General features: G+C 59.8%; 17 protein-coding genes. 8 read left to right on the top strand and 9 right to left on the bottom strand.

The window, feature by feature from the left end; all coding sequences use genetic code 11:
* Nucleotides 1-190 precede the first annotated feature (190 nt).
* From map to AFK65_RS03915, 4 genes are all read left to right on the top strand, one after another.
* Nucleotides 191-985, top strand: coding sequence for a type I methionyl aminopeptidase (gene map / locus AFK65_RS03930; protein ID WP_038858011.1), 795 nt, complete (start codon nucleotides 191-193; stop codon nucleotides 983-985).
* A 43-nt stretch (nucleotides 986-1,028) separates the two neighbouring features.
* The gene (gene glnD, locus AFK65_RS03925; RefSeq protein ID WP_038858086.1) at nucleotides 1,029-3,704 is read left to right on the top strand and encodes a bifunctional uridylyltransferase/uridylyl-removing protein GlnD; all 2,676 of its coding nucleotides are present in this window, start codon (nucleotides 1,029-1,031) and stop codon (nucleotides 3,702-3,704) included.
* Nucleotides 3,705-3,746: 42 nt separating this feature from the next.
* Entirely contained in the window at nucleotides 3,747-4,571 is an 825-nt protein-coding gene (dapD, locus tag AFK65_RS03920) for a 2,3,4,5-tetrahydropyridine-2,6-dicarboxylate N-succinyltransferase (protein ID WP_004386142.1), read from the top strand.
* A 109-nt stretch (nucleotides 4,572-4,680) separates the two neighbouring features.
* Nucleotides 4,681-5,070: a DUF3461 family protein gene (locus tag AFK65_RS03915; RefSeq protein WP_004386143.1), complete on the top strand. Its 390-nt coding sequence runs from the start codon at nucleotides 4,681-4,683 to the stop codon at nucleotides 5,068-5,070.
* 79 nt (nucleotides 5,071-5,149) lie between these two features.
* Here AFK65_RS03915 and degP read toward each other — a convergent pair whose 3' ends face one another.
* Nucleotides 5,150-6,577, bottom strand: coding sequence for a serine endoprotease DegP (degP, locus tag AFK65_RS03910; RefSeq protein ID WP_038858013.1), 1,428 nt, complete (start codon nucleotides 6,575-6,577; stop codon nucleotides 5,150-5,152).
* A gap of 140 nt (nucleotides 6,578-6,717) precedes the next feature.
* Nucleotides 6,718-8,232, bottom strand: coding sequence for a dGTPase (dgt, locus tag AFK65_RS03905; protein ID WP_007696945.1), 1,515 nt, complete (start codon nucleotides 8,230-8,232; stop codon nucleotides 6,718-6,720).
* Nucleotides 8,233-8,324: 92 nt separating this feature from the next.
* Between dgt and mtnN the strand changes: the two genes are divergently transcribed.
* Genes mtnN through AFK65_RS03890 form a run of 3 tightly spaced genes read left to right on the top strand, consistent with a single transcriptional unit; the run spans nucleotide 8,325 to nucleotide 10,453 of the window.
* Nucleotides 8,325-9,023, top strand: coding sequence for a 5'-methylthioadenosine/S-adenosylhomocysteine nucleosidase (mtnN, locus tag AFK65_RS03900; protein ID WP_007696943.1), 699 nt, complete (start codon nucleotides 8,325-8,327; stop codon nucleotides 9,021-9,023).
* Entirely contained in the window at nucleotides 9,016-9,816 is an 801-nt protein-coding gene (gene btuF / locus AFK65_RS03895; RefSeq protein WP_038858016.1) for a vitamin B12 ABC transporter substrate-binding protein BtuF, read from the top strand. The genes mtnN and btuF overlap by 8 nt, the downstream gene beginning before the upstream one ends.
* Nucleotides 9,817-9,832: 16 nt before the next feature.
* Complete coding sequence (locus tag AFK65_RS03890) at nucleotides 9,833-10,453, top strand: TRIC cation channel family protein (protein ID WP_007769285.1); 621 nt, start codon at nucleotides 9,833-9,835, stop codon at nucleotides 10,451-10,453.
* Between the two features lie 53 nt (nucleotides 10,454-10,506).
* Here AFK65_RS03890 and erpA read toward each other — a convergent pair whose 3' ends face one another.
* A complete protein-coding gene (gene erpA, locus AFK65_RS03885; protein ID WP_004386149.1) occupies nucleotides 10,507-10,851 on the bottom strand; it encodes an iron-sulfur cluster insertion protein ErpA in 345 nt (114 codons plus the stop codon).
* A gap of 81 nt (nucleotides 10,852-10,932) precedes the next feature.
* Nucleotides 10,933-12,336, bottom strand: coding sequence for a H(+)/Cl(-) exchange transporter ClcA (gene clcA, locus AFK65_RS03880; protein WP_038858017.1), 1,404 nt, complete (start codon nucleotides 12,334-12,336; stop codon nucleotides 10,933-10,935).
* A 172-nt stretch (nucleotides 12,337-12,508) separates the two neighbouring features.
* Between clcA and hemL the strand changes: the two genes are divergently transcribed.
* Entirely contained in the window at nucleotides 12,509-13,789 is a 1,281-nt protein-coding gene (gene hemL, locus AFK65_RS03875) for a glutamate-1-semialdehyde 2,1-aminomutase (RefSeq protein WP_007696922.1), read from the top strand.
* Nucleotides 13,790-13,930: 141 nt separating this feature from the next.
* On the opposite strand, the gene fhuB is transcribed toward hemL, so the two are convergent.
* From fhuB to mrcB, 5 genes are all read right to left on the bottom strand, one after another.
* A complete protein-coding gene (fhuB, locus tag AFK65_RS03870) occupies nucleotides 13,931-15,916 on the bottom strand; it encodes a Fe(3+)-hydroxamate ABC transporter permease FhuB (protein WP_038858019.1) in 1,986 nt (661 codons plus the stop codon).
* Entirely contained in the window at nucleotides 15,913-16,809 is an 897-nt protein-coding gene (gene fhuD, locus AFK65_RS03865) for a Fe(3+)-hydroxamate ABC transporter substrate-binding protein FhuD (protein WP_032804290.1), read from the bottom strand. Before fhuD ends, fhuB begins: the two co-directional genes overlap by 4 nt.
* Nucleotides 16,809-17,606, bottom strand: coding sequence for a Fe3+-hydroxamate ABC transporter ATP-binding protein FhuC (gene fhuC, locus AFK65_RS03860; protein WP_032805216.1), 798 nt, complete (start codon nucleotides 17,604-17,606; stop codon nucleotides 16,809-16,811). Before fhuC ends, fhuD begins: the two co-directional genes overlap by 1 nt.
* A 47-nt stretch (nucleotides 17,607-17,653) precedes the next feature.
* On the bottom strand, nucleotides 17,654-19,846 hold the full coding sequence (fhuA, locus tag AFK65_RS03855; protein ID WP_038858020.1) for a ferrichrome porin FhuA: 2,193 nt from the start codon (nucleotides 19,844-19,846) through the stop codon (nucleotides 17,654-17,656).
* Between the two features lie 274 nt (nucleotides 19,847-20,120).
* The gene (gene mrcB / locus AFK65_RS03850; RefSeq protein ID WP_007696696.1) at nucleotides 20,121-22,652 is read right to left on the bottom strand and encodes a bifunctional glycosyl transferase/transpeptidase; all 2,532 of its coding nucleotides are present in this window, start codon (nucleotides 22,650-22,652) and stop codon (nucleotides 20,121-20,123) included.
* Between the last annotated feature and the right edge of the window lie 93 nt (nucleotides 22,653-22,745).

Here is a 22,745-nt window from a genome sequence, read left to right as displayed (position 1 = left end):
GTCGCCTCTGTGCCAGGATTCTGGTACAGAAGTCCGGCGCGCTTTATATCACAATTTCGCCACGGACTCCAATAGTTGTTCACTGGACCTGCCCTTAATGATTCTCAATTTGGCACCTTCCTGATGCCCTGATACCATTGTTTTACATTTATCAGTATTGCCGACTTTTCCGGCACCAGCGGACCAGATTATGGCTATTTCAATCAAAACCCCTGAAGAAATCGAAAAAATGCGCGTCGCGGGCAGGCTTGCCGCTGAAGTGCTTGAGATGATCGAAGAACATGTGAAGCCGGGCGTCAGCACGGGCGAGCTGGATCGTATCTGTCACGATTACATTACCAATCACCAGCATGCGATCTCCGCGTGCCTGAACTACCACGGCTTCCCGAAATCCGTGTGCATCTCTATTAATGAAGTGATCTGCCACGGTATTCCCGACGACGGCAAGCTGCTGAAAGATGGCGATATCGTCAACATCGACGTGACCGTCATTAAAGATGACTACCACGGCGACACGTCCAAAATGTTTATCGTCGGCAAGCCGACCATTCTGGGCGAGCGCCTGTGCCGCATTACGCAGGAAAGCCTCTATGTCGCGCTGCGTATGGTGAAACCCGGCATTCGTCTGCGCACCCTCGGCGCCGCCATTCAGAAATTCGTGGAAGCGGAAGGCTTTTCTGTGGTGCGTGAATATTGCGGACACGGCATTGGCCGCGGCTTTCATGAAGAGCCGCAGGTGCTGCATTACGACGCCGACGACGGCGGCGTCGTGCTGCAACCGGGCATGACCTTCACGGTCGAGCCGATGGTTAACGCCGGCGACTACCGCATCCGCACCATGAAGGATGGCTGGACGGTGAAAACCAAGGATCGCAGCTTGTCTGCGCAGTACGAGCATACTATTGTGGTGACGGATAACGGCTGCGAAATTCTGACGTTGCGTAAGGACGACACCATACCCAACATCATTTCGCATAACGACTAATAAGAAGCCGGCAAACGCCGGCTTTTTTTATGGGTGGCGCATGATGAGTAACACATTACCCGAGCAGTCGGTGAATACCACGCTTGCTCCTCTTCCCGGACAGCCTGAAAACCCCGCCACCTGGCCTGCCGACGCGCTGAACTGCGCGCAAATCAAACACTATCTCGACGCCTTTCAGCAGTGGCTGGGCGCGGCGTTTGACGACGGCTATAGCGCCGAACGGCTGATTGAAGCGCGTACTGAATTTATCGATCAGCTCCTGCAACGGCTGTGGCTCGCCGCGAGCTTTGGCGAAACCACCGACGCCGCGCTGGTAGCGGTGGGCGGTTACGGGCGCGGCGAACTGCACCCATTATCGGATATCGATCTGCTGATCCTGAGCCGCAAGCGCTTAAGCGAAGCGCAGGCGCAGAAAGTGGGCGAGCTGCTGACGCTCCTGTGGGACGTGAAGCTGGAAGTGGGCCACAGCGTACGCACGCTTGAAGAGTGTCTGCTGGAAGGGCTTTCGGATCTCACCGTCGCCACAAATCTTATCGAATCGCGCCTGCTGATTGGCGACGTGGCGCTCTTCCTTGAGTTACAAAAACACATTTTCAGCGACGGTTTCTGGCCTTCGGAGAAGTTCTTCGCCGCTAAGGTGGAAGAGCAGAACGAGCGCCACCAGCGTTATCACGGCACCAGCTACAATCTGGAGCCGGACATCAAAAGCAGCCCCGGCGGCCTGCGCGATATCCACACTCTGCAATGGGTGGCGCGCCGTCATTTTGGCGCCACGTCGCTGCGTGAAATGGTCGGCTTCGGCTTTCTGACGGAAGCCGAGCGCAACGAGCTCGACGAGTGCCAGCATCTGCTGTGGCGTATTCGCTTTGCGCTGCATCTGGAGCTCAACCGCTACGACAACCGGTTATTGTTCGACCGCCAGCTGAGCGTGGCTCAGCGCCTGCGTTATGAAGGCGAAGGCAACGAGCCGGTTGAGCATATGATGAAGGATTTTTACCGCGTCACGCGCCGCGTCGGCGAGCTCAACCAGATGCTGCTGCAACTGTTCGACGAAGCGATCCTCGCGCTCACCACCGATGAAAAACCGCGCGTGCTGGATGACGATTTCCAGCTGCGCGGCACGCTTATCGATCTGCGCGACGAGACACTGTTTATCCGCGAGCCGCAGGCCATCCTGCGCATGTTTTACATGATGGTGCGTAACCGCGACATCACCGGCATCTACTCCACCACGCTGCGCCATCTGCGCCACGCGCGCCGCCATCTTAAACAGCCGCTGTGCTACATACCGGAAGCCCGCTCGCTGTTTCTGGCGATGCTGCGCCATCCGGGCGCGGTAAGCCGCGGCCTGCTGCCGATGCATCGCCACAGCGTATTGTGGGCCTATATGCCGCAATGGTCGCATATCGTCGGCCAGATGCAGTTTGACCTCTTCCACGCCTATACGGTGGATGAGCACACCATTCGCGTGTTGCTGAAGCTGGAAAGCTTCGCCAAAGAAGAGACGCGCCAGAAGCACCCGCTCTGCGTGGATCTCTGGCCGCGTCTGTCGCACCCGGAACTGATCCTCATCGCCGCGCTGTTCCATGATATCGCCAAAGGGCGCGGCGGCGACCACTCGGTGCTGGGCGCGCAGGACATCCTGAAATTCGCCGAGCTGCACGGCCTGAATTCGCGTGAAACGCAGCTGGTCGCCTGGCTGGTGCGCCACCACCTGTTGATGTCGGTCACGGCCCAGCGCCGCGACATTCAGGATCCGGAAGTCATTAAACAATTCGCCGAAGAAGTGCAGACCGAAAACCGGCTGCGATTCCTGGTCTGCCTGACGGTGGCGGATATCTGCGCCACCAACGAGACGCTCTGGAACAGCTGGAAGCAGAGCCTGTTGCGCGAGCTCTACTTCGCGACCGAAAAGCAGCTGCGCCGCGGCATGCAAAGCACGCCCGATATGCGCGAGCGGGTGCGCCATCACCAGCTTCAGGCGCTGGCGCTACTGCGTATGGAAAACATCGACGAAGAGGCGTTGCACCACATCTGGGGACGCTGTCGCGCCAACTACTTTGTGCGCCATAGTCCGAACCAGCTCGCCTGGCACGCGCGGCATCTGCTCCGTCACGATCTCAGCCAGCCGCTTATTCTGCTAAGCCCGCAGGCGACGCGCGGCGGCACCGAGATATTCATCTGGAGCCCGGACCGCCCTTACCTCTTCGCCGCCGTCTGCGCCGAACTTGACCGGCGCAATCTGAGCGTACATGACGCGCAGATCTTCACGACTCGCGACGACATGGCGATGGATACCTTTATTGTGCTGGAGCCGGACGGCAGCCCGCTCTCCCCCGACCGCCACGAGGCGATTCGCCACGGTCTTGAGCAGGCGATCACCCAGCGCACCTGGCAGCCGCCGCAGCCGCGCCGCCAGCCGGCCAAACTACGGCACTTTACGGTGGAAACCGAGGTCAATTTTCTGCCGACCCACACCGACAGAAAATCGTTTCTGGAGCTTATCGCGCTCGATCAGCCCGGCCTTCTGGCGCGCGTCGGGCAGGTCTTCGCCGACCTCGGCATTTCGCTGCACGGGGCCCGGATCAGTACAATCGGGGAGCGAGTAGAAGATTTATTTATAATCGCGACAGCGGACCGGCGTGGGCTTAATAATCTGCTCCAGCAAGAGGTGAGACAACGGTTGACAGAGGCCCTCAATCCAAACGATAAAGTGTAGTGAATTTTTAATACCCAAAAGTTATCAGGAAAGAAGCTAATTATGCAGCAGCTACAGAACGTTATTGAATCCGCTTTCGAGCGCCGCGCCGACATCACGCCGGCGAACGTCGATGCCGTCACCCGCGAGGCGGTTAACCAGGTTATCGCCCTGCTGGACAGCGGCGAACTGCGCGTCGCAGAGAAGATCAACGGCGAGTGGGTCACCCACCAGTGGCTGAAAAAAGCGGTGCTGCTGTCCTTCCGCATTAACGACAACCAGGTGATTGAAGGCGCGGAAAGCCGCTACTTCGACAAAGTGCCGATGAAATTCGCTAACTACGACGAAGCCCGCTTCCAGAAAGAAGGCTTTCGCGTGGTGCCGCCTGCGGCCGTGCGTCAGGGCGCGTTTATCGCCCGCAACACCGTGCTGATGCCGTCTTATGTCAACATCGGCGCGTATGTCGATGAAGGCACCATGGTGGATACCTGGGCCACCGTCGGCTCCTGCGCGCAGATCGGTAAAAACGTTCACCTCTCCGGCGGCGTCGGCATCGGCGGCGTACTGGAGCCGTTGCAGGCCAACCCGACCATCATTGAAGACAACTGCTTCATTGGCGCGCGCTCTGAAGTGGTGGAAGGCGTTATCGTCGAAGAAGGCTCTGTTATCTCAATGGGCGTTTACATCGGCCAGAGCACCAAGATTTATGACCGCGAAACCGGCGAAGTCTTCTACGGCCGCGTGCCGGCAGGCTCCGTGGTGGTTTCCGGCAACCTGCCGTCGAAAGATGGCTCATACAGCCTCTACTGCGCGGTGATCGTGAAGAAGGTCGACGCGAAAACCCGCGGTAAAGTCGGTATCAACGAACTGCTTCGCACCATCGACTAAGCAGAACGAAAAAAGGCGGGCCTGACCCGCCTTTTTCACATCTGAGGGTGGCGCGATGAGATCTTTTCATTAATTATCTAAAGGTTAATATTTCCCCAGGGGGATCGCTATGTACGACAACCTTAAGAGTCTTGGCATAACCAATCCTGATGAAATCGACCGTTACAGTCTGCGCCAGGAAGCGAACAACGATATCCTGAAGATCTACTTCCATAAGGATAAGGGCGAGTTCTTCGCCAAGAGCGTGAAGTTTAAATACCCACGCCAGCGCAAAACCGTGGTCGCCGACGGCGTCGGTCAGGGTTACAAAGAAGTGCAGGAGATCAGCCCTAACCTGCGCTACGTGATAGACGAGCTGGATCAACTCTGCCAGCGCGACCGCACCGAAGTGGATCTGAAACGCAAAATCCTCGACGATCTGCGCCATCTGGAAAGCGTCGTGGCGAACAAGATCTCCGAGATCGAATCCGACCTCGAAAAGCTCACCCGCAATAAATAAACGTCGTCCGCGCGTTTTCGCGCCGGGCATCAGACGTAAAAAAGGCCGCAATCGCGGCCTTTTGTTTTCAGAGACTCTGTTACTGCATCAGCAGATAGATAGAGCTGTCGCCACGCTGAATATTCAGCGCCAGCACCGACGGCTTGCTGTCGAGGATTTTGCGCAGTTCGGCGATATTGCTCACCGGCTGCTGGTTCGCGCCGACGATAACATCCCCTTTCTTCAGGCCGATACGCGCCGCAGGCGAGCCCGCTTTGACGCTGTTCACCATCACGCCTTTCTCTTTACCGGCGCGGTTGCTCATCTCCGCCCCTTCGATACCGCTGAAGATGGAAGAGGAGTCTACCTGCGTCTGGCTGCTCTGCTGCAGCACCAGATCGACATTCACTGGTTTGCCGTCGCGCAGCAGGCCAAGCGTCAGTTTCGTGCCGACCGGCATGGTGCCGACCTGCGCGCGCAGCGCCGCGAAGCTGCTAATCGGTTTGCCGTTCAGCGACACAATCACGTCGCCCGCCTTCACACCCGCTTTGGCGGCGGAAGAGTTCGCCAGCACCTGGCTTACGAACGCGCCGCGCTGGGCGTCCACTTTCATCGCTTTGGCGAGTTCAGAGTTCAGCTCGGTACCCATAATGCCCAGCTCGCCGCGTTTCACCTGGCCATATTCGACCATCTGCGACGTCAGGCTTTTCACCATGTTGCTCGGAATAGCGAAGCCGATACCAATGTTGCCGCCGTCCGGCGCCAGAATCGCGGTGTTAATACCGATAAGCTCGCCGTTCAGGTTCACCAGCGCGCCGCCGGAGTTCCCGCGGTTAATCGCCGCGTCGGTCTGGATAAAGTTCTCGTAGTTTTCCGCGTTCAGGCCGCTGCGGCCCAGCGCGGAGACGATACCGGAGGTCACCGTTTCGCCAAGGCCGAACGGGTTGCCGATGGCCACGGCGTAATCGCCGACGCGCAGGCTGTCGGAGTCGGCAAGTTTAATCGCCGTCAGGTTTTTCGGATCCTGAATCTGGATAAGCGCGATGTCGGAGCGCGGATCTTTACCCACGATTTTCGCGTCCAGCTTACGGCCGTCGCTCAGCTGCACTTTAATGGTGGTGGCGTTATCCACCACATGGTTGTTGGTGACCACATACCCTTTGGCGGCATCGATAATCACGCCGGAGCCGAGCGCCATAAATTTCTGCTGCTGACCACCGCCATCAGCGCCGCCAGGGCCGCCCTGACAGAAAGGCGAACTCTGGAACGGGGAGCCATCCTGGCAGAACGGCGAATCATCACCGAAGAACTGCTGGAAGTTGCGCGGCATACGCGGCGTATTGACCGTGGTGCTGCCTTCAACGTTAATGCTGACGACAGAAGGCATGACTTTTTCCAGCATCGGCGCCAGGCTCGGCATCGCCTGCGACGTCACGGCGGACGCGGTTTCAGCGGCGAAGGAAGCCGGGCTTAACGCCAGCCCCAGGCTCAGGGCCAGCGCACTCATTGCTAACGTGGTTTTTTTCATCGATTCATTCTCAACTAACAAGTAACGCAAATAAATTGCTGTGAAGGTGTCTGTCAGAGTCGATTTATAGCGCGAAGTTCCGTCGTTAATTTTCTGAAAAAAGTAAAAATTTATTGTCCATCTTTACAAAACGAAGCGGCTTATTCTACCGCCATCAGTTTGCGATATTCATCCCAGGCATAGAGATCGGTCATGCCGCTGATATAGTCCTGAATGAGTCGGCAACGATAATAATATTCCCAAACCGGGAAATCCGCCGCCTGCGGATGCAAATGGCTCACGGCCTCGATATAAGCCAGCCGGTGCCGGGAAGAGAGTTTATGGTAAAGGCGCGATTCAATCGGCAGCGACCGCACGCTCTCTTTTTCCACCAGCTCGCGAAATTGCGCCAGCGTCAGCGAGAGCAGCGGGCGATAAATATCCAGTAGCCCGCTAATGACCCGATAACCCTGCAACTCCAGCTGCTCAACGTCAGGGTGGTTAAATACATGACGCACCGCGACATTTTTATACAGCTCCAGCAGGCGGCTGTACGGGCTGTCATCTTCGAGCAGCGCGTGATTAAACGAGCCGTTAAAGACTTCAGGCAAATTATCAATAAAGCGCTGGGCGGCGTATGGCGCCAGGCGATTTAACGTATTGACGCGCAGATACATAAAAAACTGATCTTCCGCGCTGTGGTGTAATTGATTAGTGCCCGATTTATCCCAGGCGTTTTGCACGACCAGATTAAAGAGATCGCCCGGCGCATGTTCGCCCCAGGCGTCATAGAGATGCTGATATAACTGATCGACGCTGAAAATGCGTTTTTCCACCGCATCTTCGAGATCCGCCACGCAATAAGAAATATCGTCCGCCGCTTCCATAATCCAGGCGAGCGGGAAGCGACTGTAAGTCTCTAATTGCAGTTCTTTACGCAACCTCGAAATATATTGATCTTCGGAGAGATAAAACCCCGGCTTTTTCATCAGGTAGCTGTGGGTTTCCGGCACCGGGCCGTGGTGCCAGGCCGGGCGCGTATATTTGAGAATACCGCCCACCTGAGCCCAGGTAAGATTCATGCGCAGCAGCGTATGCACCAGCCGTATTCCCTGCGCGTTACCCTCGAAATGACACAAATCCCGGCGCACATTGCCGCGCAGGGCGTTAAGCGCCTCTTCGCCCTCCTGGAGGCGCAGCGTCTGCACCGTGCAGCGGTCCTGGGTTACGGGCAGGTTTTCGGCATCCGCCGGAAAGAGCCGCTGGCTGAACCAGTCATTAATCGCCGCTTCGCCGAAATGACCGAACGGCGGATTGCCGATGTCATGCATCAGGCACGACATCTCCACAATGCTCTCAAACGGCCCGGTCAGCTCCGCCAGGCCATACGCCTCAAGCAGCCCCTGCTCTTTCAGGCGGCTCAACACTTCTTTGGCGATATAACGCCCGACCTGTTGCACTTCCAGCGAATGTGTAAGGCGCGTGCGCACCGCGGCGTTGCGCTCAAGGGGAAAAACCTGGGTTTTCTGTTGCAGGCGGCGGATCGCGGGCGAGTTGATAATGCGGCCGCGATCGCTTTCAAAGATGCGCAGGATCTCGTGTTCACTCTTCACGCCCTGCGGCGAGCGATACCGGCGATGCCAGTTGATTTTGTTTCGGAAATCGATTTTCTCCATCCGCCCTCCCGGTCTGCGCGCACGCGAATTAAATCCTTGCTGTCTGCCATGATAGACTATGCCTCTGAATCCATCATTTAGCGAGTATCTCTATGAAAGCAGGCATTATTGGCGCAATGGAAGAAGAAGTGACGCTGCTGCGTGACAAAATCGACAACCGCCAGACCCTGACTATCGCCGGCTGCGAAATTTACACCGGCACCCTCAACGGCGTGGATGTGGCGCTGCTGAAATCGGGCATCGGTAAAGTTTCCGCCGCGATGGGCGCGACGCTGCTGCTGGAGCACTGCAAACCTGACGTGATTATCAATACCGGCTCGGCGGGCGGTCTCGCGCCGTCGCTGAAAGTGGGCGACATCGTAGTCTCCGACGAAGTGCGCTACCACGACGCCGACGTCACCGCGTTCGGTTACGAATATGGCCAGATGGCGGGCTGCCCGGCGGCGTTCAAGGCCGATGAAAACCTGATCGCGGCGGCGCAGGAAACCATCGAAAAACTGAATCTGCACGCGGTGCGCGGGCTGGTGGTCAGCGGCGACGCCTTTATCAACGGCTCCGTGAACCTTGCTAAAATCCGCCACAACTTCCCTCAGGCGATTGCCGTAGAAATGGAAGCGACCGCCATTGGTCACGTCTGCCATAACTTCGGCGTGCCGTTTGTCGTCGTGCGCGCTATCTCTGACGTCGCGGATCAGCAGTCGCACCTGAGCTTTGAAGAGTTCCTGGCGGTGGCGGCGAAGCAGTCGAGCCTGATGGTCGAGACGCTGCTCACGAGCCTGAACCGTGGCTAAACGCTGGCTTAACAGGGCGCTTGTCGCCCTGTTTATCTTCCCGGCGTGGCTTGTTGCCGCGCCGCGGGTCATTACCCTCTCCCCCGCCAATACCGAACTCGCCTTTGCCGCCGGCATTACGCCGGTTGCGGTCAGCGCTTACTCTGACTACCCCGACGCCGCGCGTCAGCTCGAACAGGTCGCGAACTGGCAGGGCATGAACGTGGAGCGTATCGCGGCGCTTAAACCCGATCTGCTGATCGCCTGGCGCGGCGGCAACCCGGATCGGCAGATAAACCAGCTTAAATCGCTCGGCATTCACGTACTCTGGCTCGATCCGCAAAATATCGCGCAGGTGGCCGACGCGCTGCGCGCGCTCGCGCCTTACAGCCCGACGCCGGAAAAGGCGCAGGCGGCGGCGCGCGAGCTCGAACAGCGCTGGCTAGCGCTCGCCGCGCGTTATAAAGGCCAGCCGAAAAAGCGCGTGTTTTTGCAGTTCGGCACGCGCCCGCTTTTTACCACCAGCAAAGCCTCTATCCAGAATGAAATCGTCGCGGCGTGCGGCGGCGAGAATATCTTCGCCGACAGTCCCGTGCCCTGGCCGCAGGTGAGCCGCGAACAGGTGCTGGCGCGCCATCCTGGGGCCATCGTTATTACCGGCGGCGAGAAGTCCATCGCCGCCACGCGGCAGTTCTGGCAGCCTCAGCTCAATGTCCCGGTCATAAGCATTAACGATGACTGGTTTGAACGCGCGGGCCCGCGTATTATCCTCGCCGCGAATCAGCTCTGTCAGGCGCTGGCAGAGATAAAATAACGAGTCGAGGAACATCATGCTGGTTTACTGGCTGGATATTATTGGCACCGCGGTGTTTGCCATCTCCGGCGTTTTGCTGGCGGGCAAACTGCGTATGGATCCTTTCGGCGTACTGGTGCTGGGCGTCGTGACCGCAGTGGGCGGCGGCACGATCCGCGATATGGCGCTCGATCACGGTCCGGTGTTCTGGGTGAAAGATCCCACCGATCTGGTGGTGGCGATGGTGACATGTCTGCTGACGATTGCGCTGGTGCGCCAGCCGCGTCGCCTGCCGAAGTGGGTGCTGCCGGTGCTGGACGCCGTCGGCCTCGCGGTGTTTGTCGGCATCGGGGTCAATAAAGCGTTTATGGCCGGCACCGGGCCGCTGGTGGCTATCTGCATGGGCGTGGTGACGGGCGTCGGCGGCGGCATTATTCGCGACGTGCTGGCGCGCGAAATCCCAATGATCCTGCGAACCGAAATCTACGCCACGGCGTGCATCGTGGGCGGCATCGTCCATGCGACGGCGTTTTATACTTTTGCCGTGCCGCTGGAGCAGGCGAGCATGATGGGCATGGCGGTGACGCTTGCGATCCGTCTTGCCGCGATCCGCTGGCACCTGAAGCTCCCCACCTTCGCGCTGGACGAAAAAGCGTAAGCCATAAAAAAAGCCGTGTCTTAAAACACGGCTTTTTTATTTCAGCACGGCAATCAGATGCTGAAGGAAGAACCACACCCGCAGGTGCTGGTGGCGTTCGGGTTATTCACCACAAAGCGCGAGCCTTCGAGGCCTTCGGTGTAATCCACCGCGCCGCCCACCAGGTATTGCAGGCTCATCGGGTCAACGACCAGCGACACGCCCTGCTTCTCGATAGTCATATCGCCATCGTTAATCTGGTCATCAAAGGTAAAACCATACTGGAAGCCGCTGCACCCACCACCGGTGATGTAGACGCGCAGCTTGAGATTCGGGTTGTCCTCGTCTGCGATCAGGCTTTTTACTTTATTGGCGGCTGCGTCGGTAAACTGCAGCGGCAGCGCTACGTCATCACTCATTTTTTGCTCCCGTTGAAACCAGCAATCGGGCAAAGAATAACCCGATCTTTAGGGCCATTATCTATTACCCTGGTAAATCGTTCAAGTATTCCGCCCGTCGGCCTGCCCCTGCCGCTCCGCCTCCTGTTTCGCGAGCGTTCGCGCGAGGATCGTAGAATAGAGCGGCTTGCCGCCGAGGAACTGGGCGAGCAGTGTCGCGCCGAGACAGGTAATAATCATTGGCAAAATGAGCTGGTAATTATCGGTCATCTCCAGCACCAGCACGATGCCGGTAATCGGCGCCCTGACCGAGGCGGCAAGCAGCGCGCCCATCCCGGCGATGGCGAACGTTCCCGCCTGTAAGTGCCATTCCGGGAACCAGGCGGCGCAGGCCATGCCGAACGCGCTGCCAAGCAGCGTGCCGAGCGCCAGCATCGGGGCGAAAATCCCGCCCGGCGCGCCGGAAGAGAAACAGAGAACCGTCGTCACCACCCGCGCGATGAAAATAAACAGCAGCATTCCGACGGTAAAATTGCCCGCCGCCGCGATGGGGATCAGATCAAACCCGCCGCCCGCCGCCACCGGCTCCCATAACGCGAGCAGGCCGCACAGGCCGCCAATCGCGCCGCCGAGCAGCACCCAGCGGGTGATATTGCCGCCGTGGATACGCGCGAACGCATCCTGCATGCCGAGCACCAGACGGTTAAACAGCGGCCCCACGATACCGAAAATAATGCCCAGCAGCAGATAGAGCCAGAGCGTATAGACGGGCGCGTCGGCCAGTTGCCCGACTTCAATCACCGATCGTTCGCCATTAAAGAGGCGAAAGACAATGGTCGACATAATGACGCCGGTAAACACCGCTTTAATGGAGATAAGGTTATAGCGAAACTGCGGGCGCATCTCTTCGATAATAAACAGAATACCCGCCAGCGGCGCGTTAAAGGCGGCAGCAAGCCCCGCCGCAGCGCCCGTCGCCAGCAGCGTATGGCGCGCTTCGGCGTCCGGGCGGCGAAAGAGATCCAGCACCATACGCCCGATATTGCCGCCAATCTGCACCGTCGGGCCTTCGCGCCCGAGCACCATGCCCGCGCCAAGCGTTCCCATCCCGCCGAAAAACTTCACCGGCAGCACGCGCCACCAGCGCACCGGACGTAGCTCCTCCAGCGCCCCTTCGATTTCAGGAATGCCCGATCCGCCCGCCTCCGGCGCGAAGCGGCGCACCAGAAAATAACCCACCATCGCCAGCAGCGCGGAAAGCAAAAACGCCAGCGGCCAGACGCGCCACGGGTTATCCGCCATCTGAACCAGCAGCCCGATGCGCTGCTGCGCCACCCAGACGACGGCTTTTTCGAACGCGACGCCCGCAAGTCCCGTCAACAGGCCGGTGAGCGTCGCCAGAAGCAAAATGGTCAGCGGCGTTTTATCGCGCAACAGTAACTGGCGGATAACCGCGGCGCGTCGTAATCCTCTGACGCGGCGGGTGGATGTCGTCTGCGGGTTCATGCGAACAGATTCTCCGGGATGCATTCAGGCTGCGCATTGTACGCCCTGCGGCGGCGTCATTCAAAAAACCCCTTTGGCCCGTCTGGGTTTAATCGGGCAAAACTTTCATAACCCTGAAGGGATGACTTAGAATAACCCGTTATCCCTCTTTTCCCGAATCAGGAGCCGATTCATGAGTAAGTCTGAAAACCTCTTTGCCGCCGCCCGCGAACTTATCCCAGGCGGCGTTAACTCGCCGGTGCGCGCCTTTACCGGCGTGGGCGGCACGCCGCTCTTTATCGAACGGGCGGACGGGGCTTATCTCTATGACGCCGACGGCAAAGCCTATATCGACTACGTCGGCTCCTGGGGCCCGATGGTGCTGGGCCACAACCACCCGGCGATTCGCAACGCGGTGATTGAAGCGGTGCAGCGCGGCCTGAGCTTCGGCGCGCCGACGGAAATGGAAGTGAAAATGGCGCAGCTCGTTACCGATCTGGTGCCGACGATGGATATGGTGCGTATGGTGAACTCCGGCACCGAAGCGACCATGAGCGCCATCCGCCTGGCGCGCGGCTTTACCGGACGCGATAAAATCATCAAATTCGAAGGCTGCTACCACGGCCACGCGGATCACCTGCTGGTAAAAGCAGGCTCCGGCGCGCTGACCCTCGGCCAGCCGAACTCGCCAGGCGTACCGGCGGATTTCGCCAAACATACCCTGACCTGCACCTATAACGATCTCGCCTCCGTGCGCGAAGCCTTCGAGCTTTACCCGCAGGATATCGCCTGCATCATCGTCGAGCCGGTGGCGGGCAACATGAACTGCATTCCGCCGCAACCCGATTTCCTGCCGGGCCTGCGCGCGCTGTGCGACGAATTCGGCGCGCTGCTGATCATTGATGAAGTGATGACAGGGTTCCGCGTCGCGCTGGCGGGCGCGCAGGCCTACTACAATGTGGCGCCGGATCTGACCTGTCTTGGCAAAATCATCGGCGGCGGTATGCCGGTGGGCGCGTTCGGCGGACGTCGCGAAGTGATGGAAGCGCTGGCGCCGACTGGTCCGGTCTACCAGGCGGGGACACTCTCCGGCAACCCGATCGCGATGGCGGCAGGCTTTGCATGTCTTAGCGAAGTGGCGCAGCCTGGCGTTCACAGCACCCTCGACGCGCTGACGACCCAACTGGCGGACGGCCTGCTCGACGCCGCGCAGGAAGCGGGCGTGCCGCTGGTGGTGAACCATGTCGGCGGGATGTTCGGCGTATTCTTTACCGATGCCGACAGCGTAACCTGCTATCAGGATGTGGTGAAATGCGATGTCGAGCGCTTTAAGCGTTTCTTCCATCTGATGCTGGAAGAAGGCGTGTACTTCGCGCCGTCAGCGTTTGAAGCGGGCTTTATGTCCGTCGCGCACAGCGAAGAAGATATCAACAACACCATCGACGCCGCGCGCCGGGTGTTCGCAAAGCTGTAATGGTTTTTTGACCGTGGCGGGTGCGCTTACGCTTACCCGCCCTACGATGCCTTCAGAAAGCTGAGTCAATGTAAGGTGGGTAAGCGCAGCGCACCCACCTTTTCACCAACCCAACGCCTCACCCTGATTTCCTGCCTCTGATTAACGGCTCTGCTTACGCAACAAATACACAAAATACGGCGCGCCGATAAACGTCGCCAGCAGCCCCGCCGGAATTTGATACGGGAACATCACCATCCGCCCTGCCCAGTCCGCCAGCATCATCAACATACCGCCCAGCAGCGAGGCGATAATGAGCTGCGGCAACGCGCGGCGAAAACCGAGCATCCGCGTAATGTGCGGCGCCATCAGCCCGATAAAACTCAGCGGCCCGATGGTCAGCGTCGCCGCGGCGGTCAGCGCCGAGGCCAGTAACAGCAGCACGATACGGGTCGGCGTCAGCGCTATCCCGACCGCGCGCGCGGTCTCGCCGCCAAGCGGCAGCACCGTCAGCCAGCGGCGGCACAGCGGCGTCAGCGCCAGCAGCGCCAGCATCACCCACAGCGAGTTTTGCGCCTGCTGCGGCGTCACGCTGTAGGTGGAGCCGGAGATCCAAGTGATCACCTGCGCCATACGCGGATCGCCGCTTGCCTGGAGCATTACCAGCAGCATCGTAAACGCGGTGCTGAGCGCCATCCCGGCCAGCAGCATCCGGTGCGGGGAAAACCCGCCGCGTCCGGCGGCAATCAGAATAATCATCAGCGTCGCCGCCGCCCCGACGCTGCCCGCCGGCAGCAGCCAGCCGAAGGCGTCGCCCGGCACGAACAGCAGCATCAACACCACGCCGAACGCCGCGCCGGAGCTAATGCCCAGCACTTCCGGGCTCGCCATCGGGTTGCCGGTCAGCCGCTGGATAATACAGCCCGCCGCCGCCAGCATCGTGCCTGCGCACAGCGCCGCCAGCACGCGCGGCCAGCGCCAGCCCAGCAGCTCGCGCAGCACGTCGCCCTGCGCCCACACCCAGCCGTGCGCGTCGCGGCCAAAACAGAGCGCCAGGGCCGCCACGCCCAGTAACAGCAGCAGCCCTGCCAGCGTCCAGCGCGCCACATGCCCGCGCTCGGCCGGGATCGTGTCGCCCGCGTTCATCGCCGGCGCGCTCATGGTACGCAGACGCGGCAGGAGCCACAGCAGCAGCGGCGCGCCAAACAGCGCCGTCGCCATCCCGGTGGAGACTTCCAGCCAGGCGCGGGAGAGCCAGAGAATAAACTGATCCGACAGCCACAGCAGCAGCGCGCCGATAAACGACGCCAGCAGCAGCCGCGCCAGCAGCCGACGCGCGCCAAGCATTTTCGCGAGCAGCGGCGCGAACAGCCCGATAAACCCGATGATCCCGACCGCGTTAACCAGCAGCGCGCTGATAATAATCGCCAGCGTCAGCGTCGCGAGCCGCGCCAGCGACAGCGCCAGGCCAAGATTGCGCGCCACGCCGTCATCCAGCCCCATCAGCGTAAGCGGGCGCAACAGCAGCAGCGTCAGTAAAAAGCCCGCCAGCAGTTGCGGCCACAGCCGCGCCGCCACGCTCCAGTCGTTCTGGTTAAGCGCGCCGGTGCTCCACAAAAACATGCTTTGCAGCTGATCGTGATGGAACAGCACCAGCAGTTGATTGACGGCGCCGCAGTAGAGGCTCACCACCAGGCCCGCCAGAATCAGCGTGACCGGCGAGAGACGTTTCCCCCAGGCGACGCCAAACACCAGCAGCCCAACCACGCAGGCTCCGGCCAGCGCCGCGAACTGGGCGGTCAGCACGCCGCCCGGCAGCGCCCAGAGCGTCGCCACGGTGACGCCAAGCTGCGCGCCGGTCGCCACGCCCAGCGTCGTCGGCTCCGCCAGCGGGTTACGCAGCACCTGCTGAAACAGCACGCCGACCAGCCCAAGCCCCGCGCCGACCAACAGCGACACCGCAAAGCGCGGCAGCAGGCTGTAGTGGAACAGCATCTGATCGATGGCATCAATATTCGGACGCCACAGCGCCTCGCCCCACTGCGCGCGCGGCAGCCAGGCATTCAGGTTGGCCCAGCTCAGGCCGAGCGCCAGCGCGAACAACAGCCCCAGCAGCAGCGCCGGGAACAGCAGAGAACGTTGCCTCATGCCCGGCCTCCCAGCGCGTTATCCAGCACGCGGCCAAAGCGCATCGCCGAGAGCGTCGCGCCGTAAAACCAGACGGCGGGCACGCGCTGAAAACGGCCCTCGCGCACAAACGGCATCGCCTGCCAGAGCGGCGTGGCGGCAAGCTGGCGCATCGCCTGATCATCGCCATGCTCAAAGCAGATGACGTCAGCGTCGCGGAACTGCGCGAGGCGTTCGACGCCGACAATCGCGCTGCCCCAGAAGTTGGTCTTATCCTGCCAGGCGTTGGGAATATTCACGGCGTCCAGCACCGGCTGGAACAGACTGTTAGTGCCAAGCGTCAGCGCGTGGCGCGAGTCCAGCAGCGACATCATCAACAGCGGACGCTGGCCGCGGCCCGCAAAACGCGCTTTCATCCGCGCCAGGAACTGTTCGAATTCATCGAGGTGAGCGTGCGCCGCTTTCTCAAGCCCCAGCCGTTCGGCCAGCGTCAGCAGCGACTGCCGGGCCATCGCGAGCGGCGCTTTGCCGTCGGTAAACGTCACGCCCATGCCGGGCGCGATACGCTTAAGCTGCGCTTCTGAAGGGCCATAACCCGCCGACCAGATCATCAGCGACGGCTCAAGCTGGGTGAGCAGTTCCAGATTCGGCTCGGTGCGCAGCCCGACGTCGATAACAGCATCCGGCAGCGGCGGGTAGTCAACCCACAGGCGGTAGTTCGGCACATCCGCCACCGCGTAAGGCATCACGCCAAGCGCGATAAGCTGTTCGACGGGCAGCCATTCCAGCGCCACGATACGTTTGAGATCCACCGATGCCGCACGGGCTTTCGCCATGTGCCACATCACCGGCGAGAGGGCCATCGCCGTCATCAGACGCCGACGGCTGAAAGGGGTTGAGAGAATATCGCGCATCAGCAAACGAAGCTCACGGGTGCGAGGCCCGCCGGATGCGGCAGAATGCCCATCGGAATGCCATAAATCTGTTGCAGCGTTTCGCCGTTCATGAGTTCCAGCGGGCTGCCCTGGGCTATCATCTCCCCGCCGCGCAGCGCCACCAGATGGTCACAGTAACGCGCCGCCATGTTGATATCATGCAGCACCGCGATCACCGTTAACCCGCGCTGCTGGCTTAAGCGGTGGATCAGCGCCAGCACGTCAACCTGATGGGCGATATCCAGCGCCGAGGTCGGTTCGTCGAGCAGCAGGCAGCGGCTGTTCTGCGCCACCAGCATGGCAATCCAGGCGCGCTGGCGCTCGCCGCCGGACAGGCTGTCCACCAGCCGGTGCGCAAGCGGTTTAAGCCCCACCAGGCTAATCGCCTCCTCCACCCGTTCGCGATCTTCCGCCCCAAAGCGCCCAAGCGCGCCGTGCCACGGGTAGCGGCCAATCGCCACCAGTTCGCGCACCGTCATCCCTTCGGCGGCGGGCAACTGCTGCGGCAGATATGCGACTTCACGCGCGAACGCTTTGCTGTTCCAGTCCGCCAGCGGCTCGCCGTTAAGCAGAACGTCGCCCCCGGAGGGTTTCTGGTGACGGCCAAGCATTTTCAGAAGCGTCGACTTGCCGGAGCCGTTATGGCCGATAAGCCCGGTGACTTTGCCCGCCGGAAAGGTGAGCGACAAGGGGTGCAGCAGCGTGCGTCCGGGCACACGAAAAGTGACATCTTTTAACGAAAAACCAGCATCGGGCGGGGAAATTTTGTCCTGCATGGTAGCCAACTTGTTGAAGGGCACGCCAAAGCGTGCCCAAAGACGGATCAGAAGCGGAATGTGGCGGTCGCCGTAACCTGACGTTCCGCGCCCCAGTAGCATGCGTAGTCTTTGTAGCAGCTGGAGACATACTCGCGGTCAAACAGGTTATTGACGTTTAAGGCGACAGACGAGCCCGGCAGTCCTAAACGCGCCAGATCGTATTTCACCATCGCATCCGCCACGGTGTAGCTTGCAACGTTAAACGGTTGGTTCTGTTTATCACCGTAGGCGTAATAGCTGACGGTATTGCCGACATAACGGCCGCCAGCGCCGACAGTCAGGCCGCTCAGCGCACTATCGTGGAAGGTATAATCTGCCCACAGCGACGCCATATTGCGCGGCACTTCCGCCGGACGCTTGTCTTCAAAAAGCGTGTCATGCGTATATTTCGCATCGGTGAAGCTATAAGACGCGGTCACATTCACATTGGCTGATACGGCCGCTTTCGCTTCCAGCTCAATGCCGCGGGAACGGATTTCACCGCCCTGGACGCTGAAGCTGTTACTCGCCGGATCGGCCGTCAGGTTTTTATCTTTAGTGAGCTGATATACCGCGGCCGTCAGCACTACCGGCATATCCTTCGGTACATATTTCACGCCCGCTTCATACTGCTTGCCGCGTGAAGGATCGAAGGGTTTGCCTGTTGAAGTGGAGCCGGAGACAGGCTCAAACGATTCGCTGTAGCTGAAGTAAGGCGATACCCCATTATCGAACAGATAATTGATGCCACCGCGCCAGGTGAACTGCTGATCGTTAATCTCAGCAAGCGCGCCAGAGGAGCGGGTATAAGTGGACGTTTTCGCGAAATCGTAACGGCCGCCTAAGGTCATTACCCACTTGTTCCACTCCGCCTGATCCTGCACATACAGGCCCGTTTGCTCCTGACGATTAATCACGTCATAGAGGAAGTTCACGTTGACATTAGGGTTACCGTACTGGGGATCCTGCATATTGAGCGAGCTGGCGGTGCCGTAGTCCGCGTTGATGTCGTTGCGCATGCGGGAGTAATCAACGCCGGTCAGCAGCTTATGATCCACTGCGCCAGTTGCGAAATCAGACTGCAACTGCGTATCGACGCTGAAGGCGTTCATGTCTTCATCGGAACGGACATACGCGCGGTTGATCGTGGACGGCGCAACAAACGCATTGCCGTACACCGAGCGGTAAAGCGTGTGCTCGCGGGTGTAACGCAGGTTCTGGCGCAGCGTGAAAGTGTCATCAAAGGCGTGCGAGAAGCTGTAGCCAACCATCTGCTGACGGCGAGACATCTTGTTATTTTCTTCGCCTTCGTTGAAGTCGGTCGGCAGTTTATGCGCGTTACCGTTAGCGTCGTAATACGGCACGATCGTGCCGGAGCGCGGCAGCCAGCCATAAAAACCGGCATACGGGTCGCTCTGGAAGTTACTCAGGAACGTAAAATCGGTTTGATTATCCGGACGCCAGCTAAAAGAAGGGGCAATCGCGTAACGCGACGATTTCGCCATCTCCTGCTGGGCATTTTGGCTGCGGCCTAAACCGGTCAGGCGATAAGACCACACGCCCGCGTCATCAATCGCGTCGCTGAAATCAAAACCGGTCTGCCAGAGATTATGAGACCCCATTTTGAACTGCACTTCGCGCAGCGGCTCGGTGGTCGGACGTTTGCTGACCATGCTGACGATACCGCCAGGGTTGCTGTTGCCATAGAGAACCGAGGTTGGCCCGCGCATCAGTTCCACGCGTTCCAGGAAATAAGGATCCATTGAAATTTCAGAGTAGTTGTTGCCCTGAAGCTTCATACCGTCGAGGTACTGGTTGGTATTTACCGTGGTCGAGGTTGTGAAACCGCGGATGGTCACGACGTCGTAAACAGAGGAGCTACCGCGCGTGGAGAAGACGCTCGGGCTATAGCTCAACGCTTCTTTGACAGTCGTCGGCTGGCGAGTATCCATCTCTTCGCGCGTCACGACAGACACGGACTGCGGCGTTTTTTCAATCGGCGTATCGGTTTTGGTGGCGGTCGCGGAACGTTTCGCCGCAATGGTCGGGGCCGGGCCCCAGGCGCTCTCCTGCGCAGCAGCGGCGGAAACGGTAATAGTTTCCTCTTTCTGGCCGTCGGCGGCTAACGCGGAAGCGGCAAAACCGCCGCACGCCGTTGCAACGACAACCGCCAGTCTGCAAATCCTGGTATTGATCTGAGTGTGAGTGGAACGCGCCATGCTAATTTCTCTGAGTGATAGTGACAAATGATAACGTAAACGAGAATTATTATTATGCGCCCGAGATGATATGCGAAAGGTTATTTATATAGCAAGCGCCTGGCGCAGCGCGGGCCGCCAATGGCCCAATTAATCACCAGAGGAAATTATCGGGTTAATCAGTAGCTATCGAAACGTTACCGGCACTTTAAAGTCCAGTGACAATAAAAAAGGGCTTAGCCCTCTTCCCGCCGAAGCCGGAGAGGCGCTAAGCCCTGGGTTCCCGAAGGGGATGTCAGTTGCTGCCGAACATATCTTTAATCCAGCCTGCGACGCCGTCGCTCTTCTCTTCCTGCTGCGGCGCCTGTTGAGGCTGCTGCTGTTGCGGCTGCTGCGGCGCGGACTGATCGAACGGATTGCCCGACGGCGCGACCGGCTGGCTCTGCTGGCAGAGCGCGTTCGGATCGCTGGTCCAGACCGGCAGCGTGCGCGTTCCACCGCCGCCGCACAGGAAATTGCCCATATCGTCAACGCCCATGTCGACGATATCTTCAGGCGGCGTCAGATCCAGCGGGATCGGCGACTGGTTAGTCAGATAGCGCTGGTAAATCGCCATCGCGCCGCTGGCCCCGTAGAGCTTGGTCGGCTGGTTGTTGTCGCGACCCACCCAGGTGATCACCACTTCACGCCCGTCGATACCGGCAAACCAGGTGTCGACGTTGTTGTTGGTGGTCCCCGTTTTCCCGGCGAGATGCAGTTTCGGGAATTTCACCGCCAGCGCATGGCCGGTGCCGCGCTGCACGACCTGCTGCATCGTCCAGAGCGTCAGGTAGGCGGCCTGCGCCGGTACGGCGCGCTCCGACTGCGGGAAGCTCTGATACAGCACGCTGCCATCTTCGGCGATCACCGAACGCAGCACGGAGAGCTGGGCGCGGTTGCCGCCGCTCGCGATGGTCTGGAACGCCTGCGCCACTTCTACCGGCGTCAGGTTCAGCGCGCCCAGCAGCATCGACGGTACGGCGTGCAGCTGATTTTCCGGCGCGCCGAGTTTTTTCCAGGTGTCAGTCACGGCTGGCAGACCGAGCGCCATACCGAGGTTTACCGTCGGCACGTTCATGGAGCGCGTCAGCGCATCCACCAGCATCACCTGACCGCTGAAGCGGTGATCGTCGTTCTGCGGCGACCACACCTGCCCGTTCGGCTGGCGCAGGGAGATCGGCGCATCGGCGATCCAGGTGTTGAGACGATAGGTGTTCGGCTGGCTTAACGCGGTCAGGTAGGTCGCCGGTTTGGCGAGCGAGCCAATCGAGCGGCGCGCCTGCATCGCGCGGTTATAGCCCGCGAACTGCGGATTCGCGCCGCCGACCATCGCGCGGACTTCGCCGGTGAAACGGTCCACCACCACCATCGCGGTTTCCAGATCTTTCAGCTTGCGCTGTTTAATCAGCGCCGGAATGCCTTCCACCGCCGCTTTCTCCGCCGCGTCCTGCGCGACCGAATCAAACGTGGTGAAAATCTTCACGCCGGAAAGATCTTTCACTTTATCGCCAAGCTTCGCCTGCAACTCCTGGCGCACCATCTGCATAAACGCCGGCTGCGGGGAGATCACGCCGCCGCGCGGCTGCACCCCGAGCGGACGGGCGCTCAGCATGTCGTAGAGCTCCTGGTCGATAACCTTCTGCTCCTGCAACAGGCGCAGCACCAGGTTACGACGCTCCAGCGCCAGTTTCGGGTTACGCCACGGGTTATAGAGCGACGCGCCCTTCACCATGCCCACCAGCAGCGCCTGCTGATCGAGGCTCAGCTCTTCAACCGGACGGCCGAAATAATAGAGGCTCGCCAGCGGGAAGCCGCGGATCTGATCGTCGCCGCTCTGGCCGAGATAGACCTCGTTCAGATACAGCTCAAGGATGCGGTCTTTGTCATAGCGCGCGTCCATGATAAGCGCCATGTACGCTTCGTTGGCTTTACGCCACAGGGTGCGCTTGTTGGTCAGGAACAGGTTTTTCACCAGCTGCTGCGTCAGCGTACTGCCGCCCTGCACCGCGCGGCCCGCCGTCAGGTTCGCCAGCACCGCACGACCAATCGACCAGACGCTGATGCCGTCATGCTCGTAGAAGTGACGGTCTTCCGTCGCGACGAGCGTGTCCACCAGCAGATCCGGGAAGCCGGAGCGCGGCACAAACAGGCGCTGCTCGCCGTTAGGCGATGACAGCATCGTGATCAGCCGCGGATCGAGGCGGAAGAAACCGAAATTACGGTTGCTGTCCATGTTCTCGATAGAAGCCAGATGGTCGCCGTCAAACTCCAGGCGCGCGCGGATCTGCCCCTCTTTGCTGTCCGGGAAATCGAACGGGCGGCGGATCATCTCGATGCTGTTGGCCTGGACGGTAAACTCGCCAGGACGCGTCATTTTCGTCACCTGACGATACTGCGTCGCCTCCAGCAGCTTCACCATCTCCTGCTTGCTGATGGTCATATCCGGCTCAAGGTTAACCATGCGCCCGTAGACCGCCGCCGGCAGTTGCCAGACTTTGCCATCGATACGGCTGCGGATTTTCTGATCGAGATAGACGCCGTAGATAACCAGCAGCACCACAAAAATCACAAACAGCTTTAACAGAAGCCACAGCCAGCGGCGTTTGCCGCCCTGTTTTCCGCCTTTGCCTTTTTTGCCTTTTACCTTACGCGGCATCGGCTCCTCATCATCGTCTTCATACTCATCGTCATAATCCTCATCCCTGAGACGACGACGGCTTACCTTCTGTTTTGCCGGACGCGTCGGTCGTCCTTTGCGTCCGATAGGTTCGCGGTCATTCCCCGCCATGCTTTTTCTCCACAACGTACAGGCGCAAAGGCCAGATTCTTGGCTCTTCCGCACGCAGGCGGAAGAAGAAAGCTCTCAAATCATCACGACGGC

It is taken from the genome of Cronobacter universalis NCTC 9529, assembly GCF_001277175.1.
GTDB classification, from domain to species: Bacteria; Pseudomonadota; Gammaproteobacteria; order Enterobacterales; family Enterobacteriaceae; genus Cronobacter; species Cronobacter universalis.
This window is presented reverse-complemented; position numbering and strand designations above follow the sequence as displayed.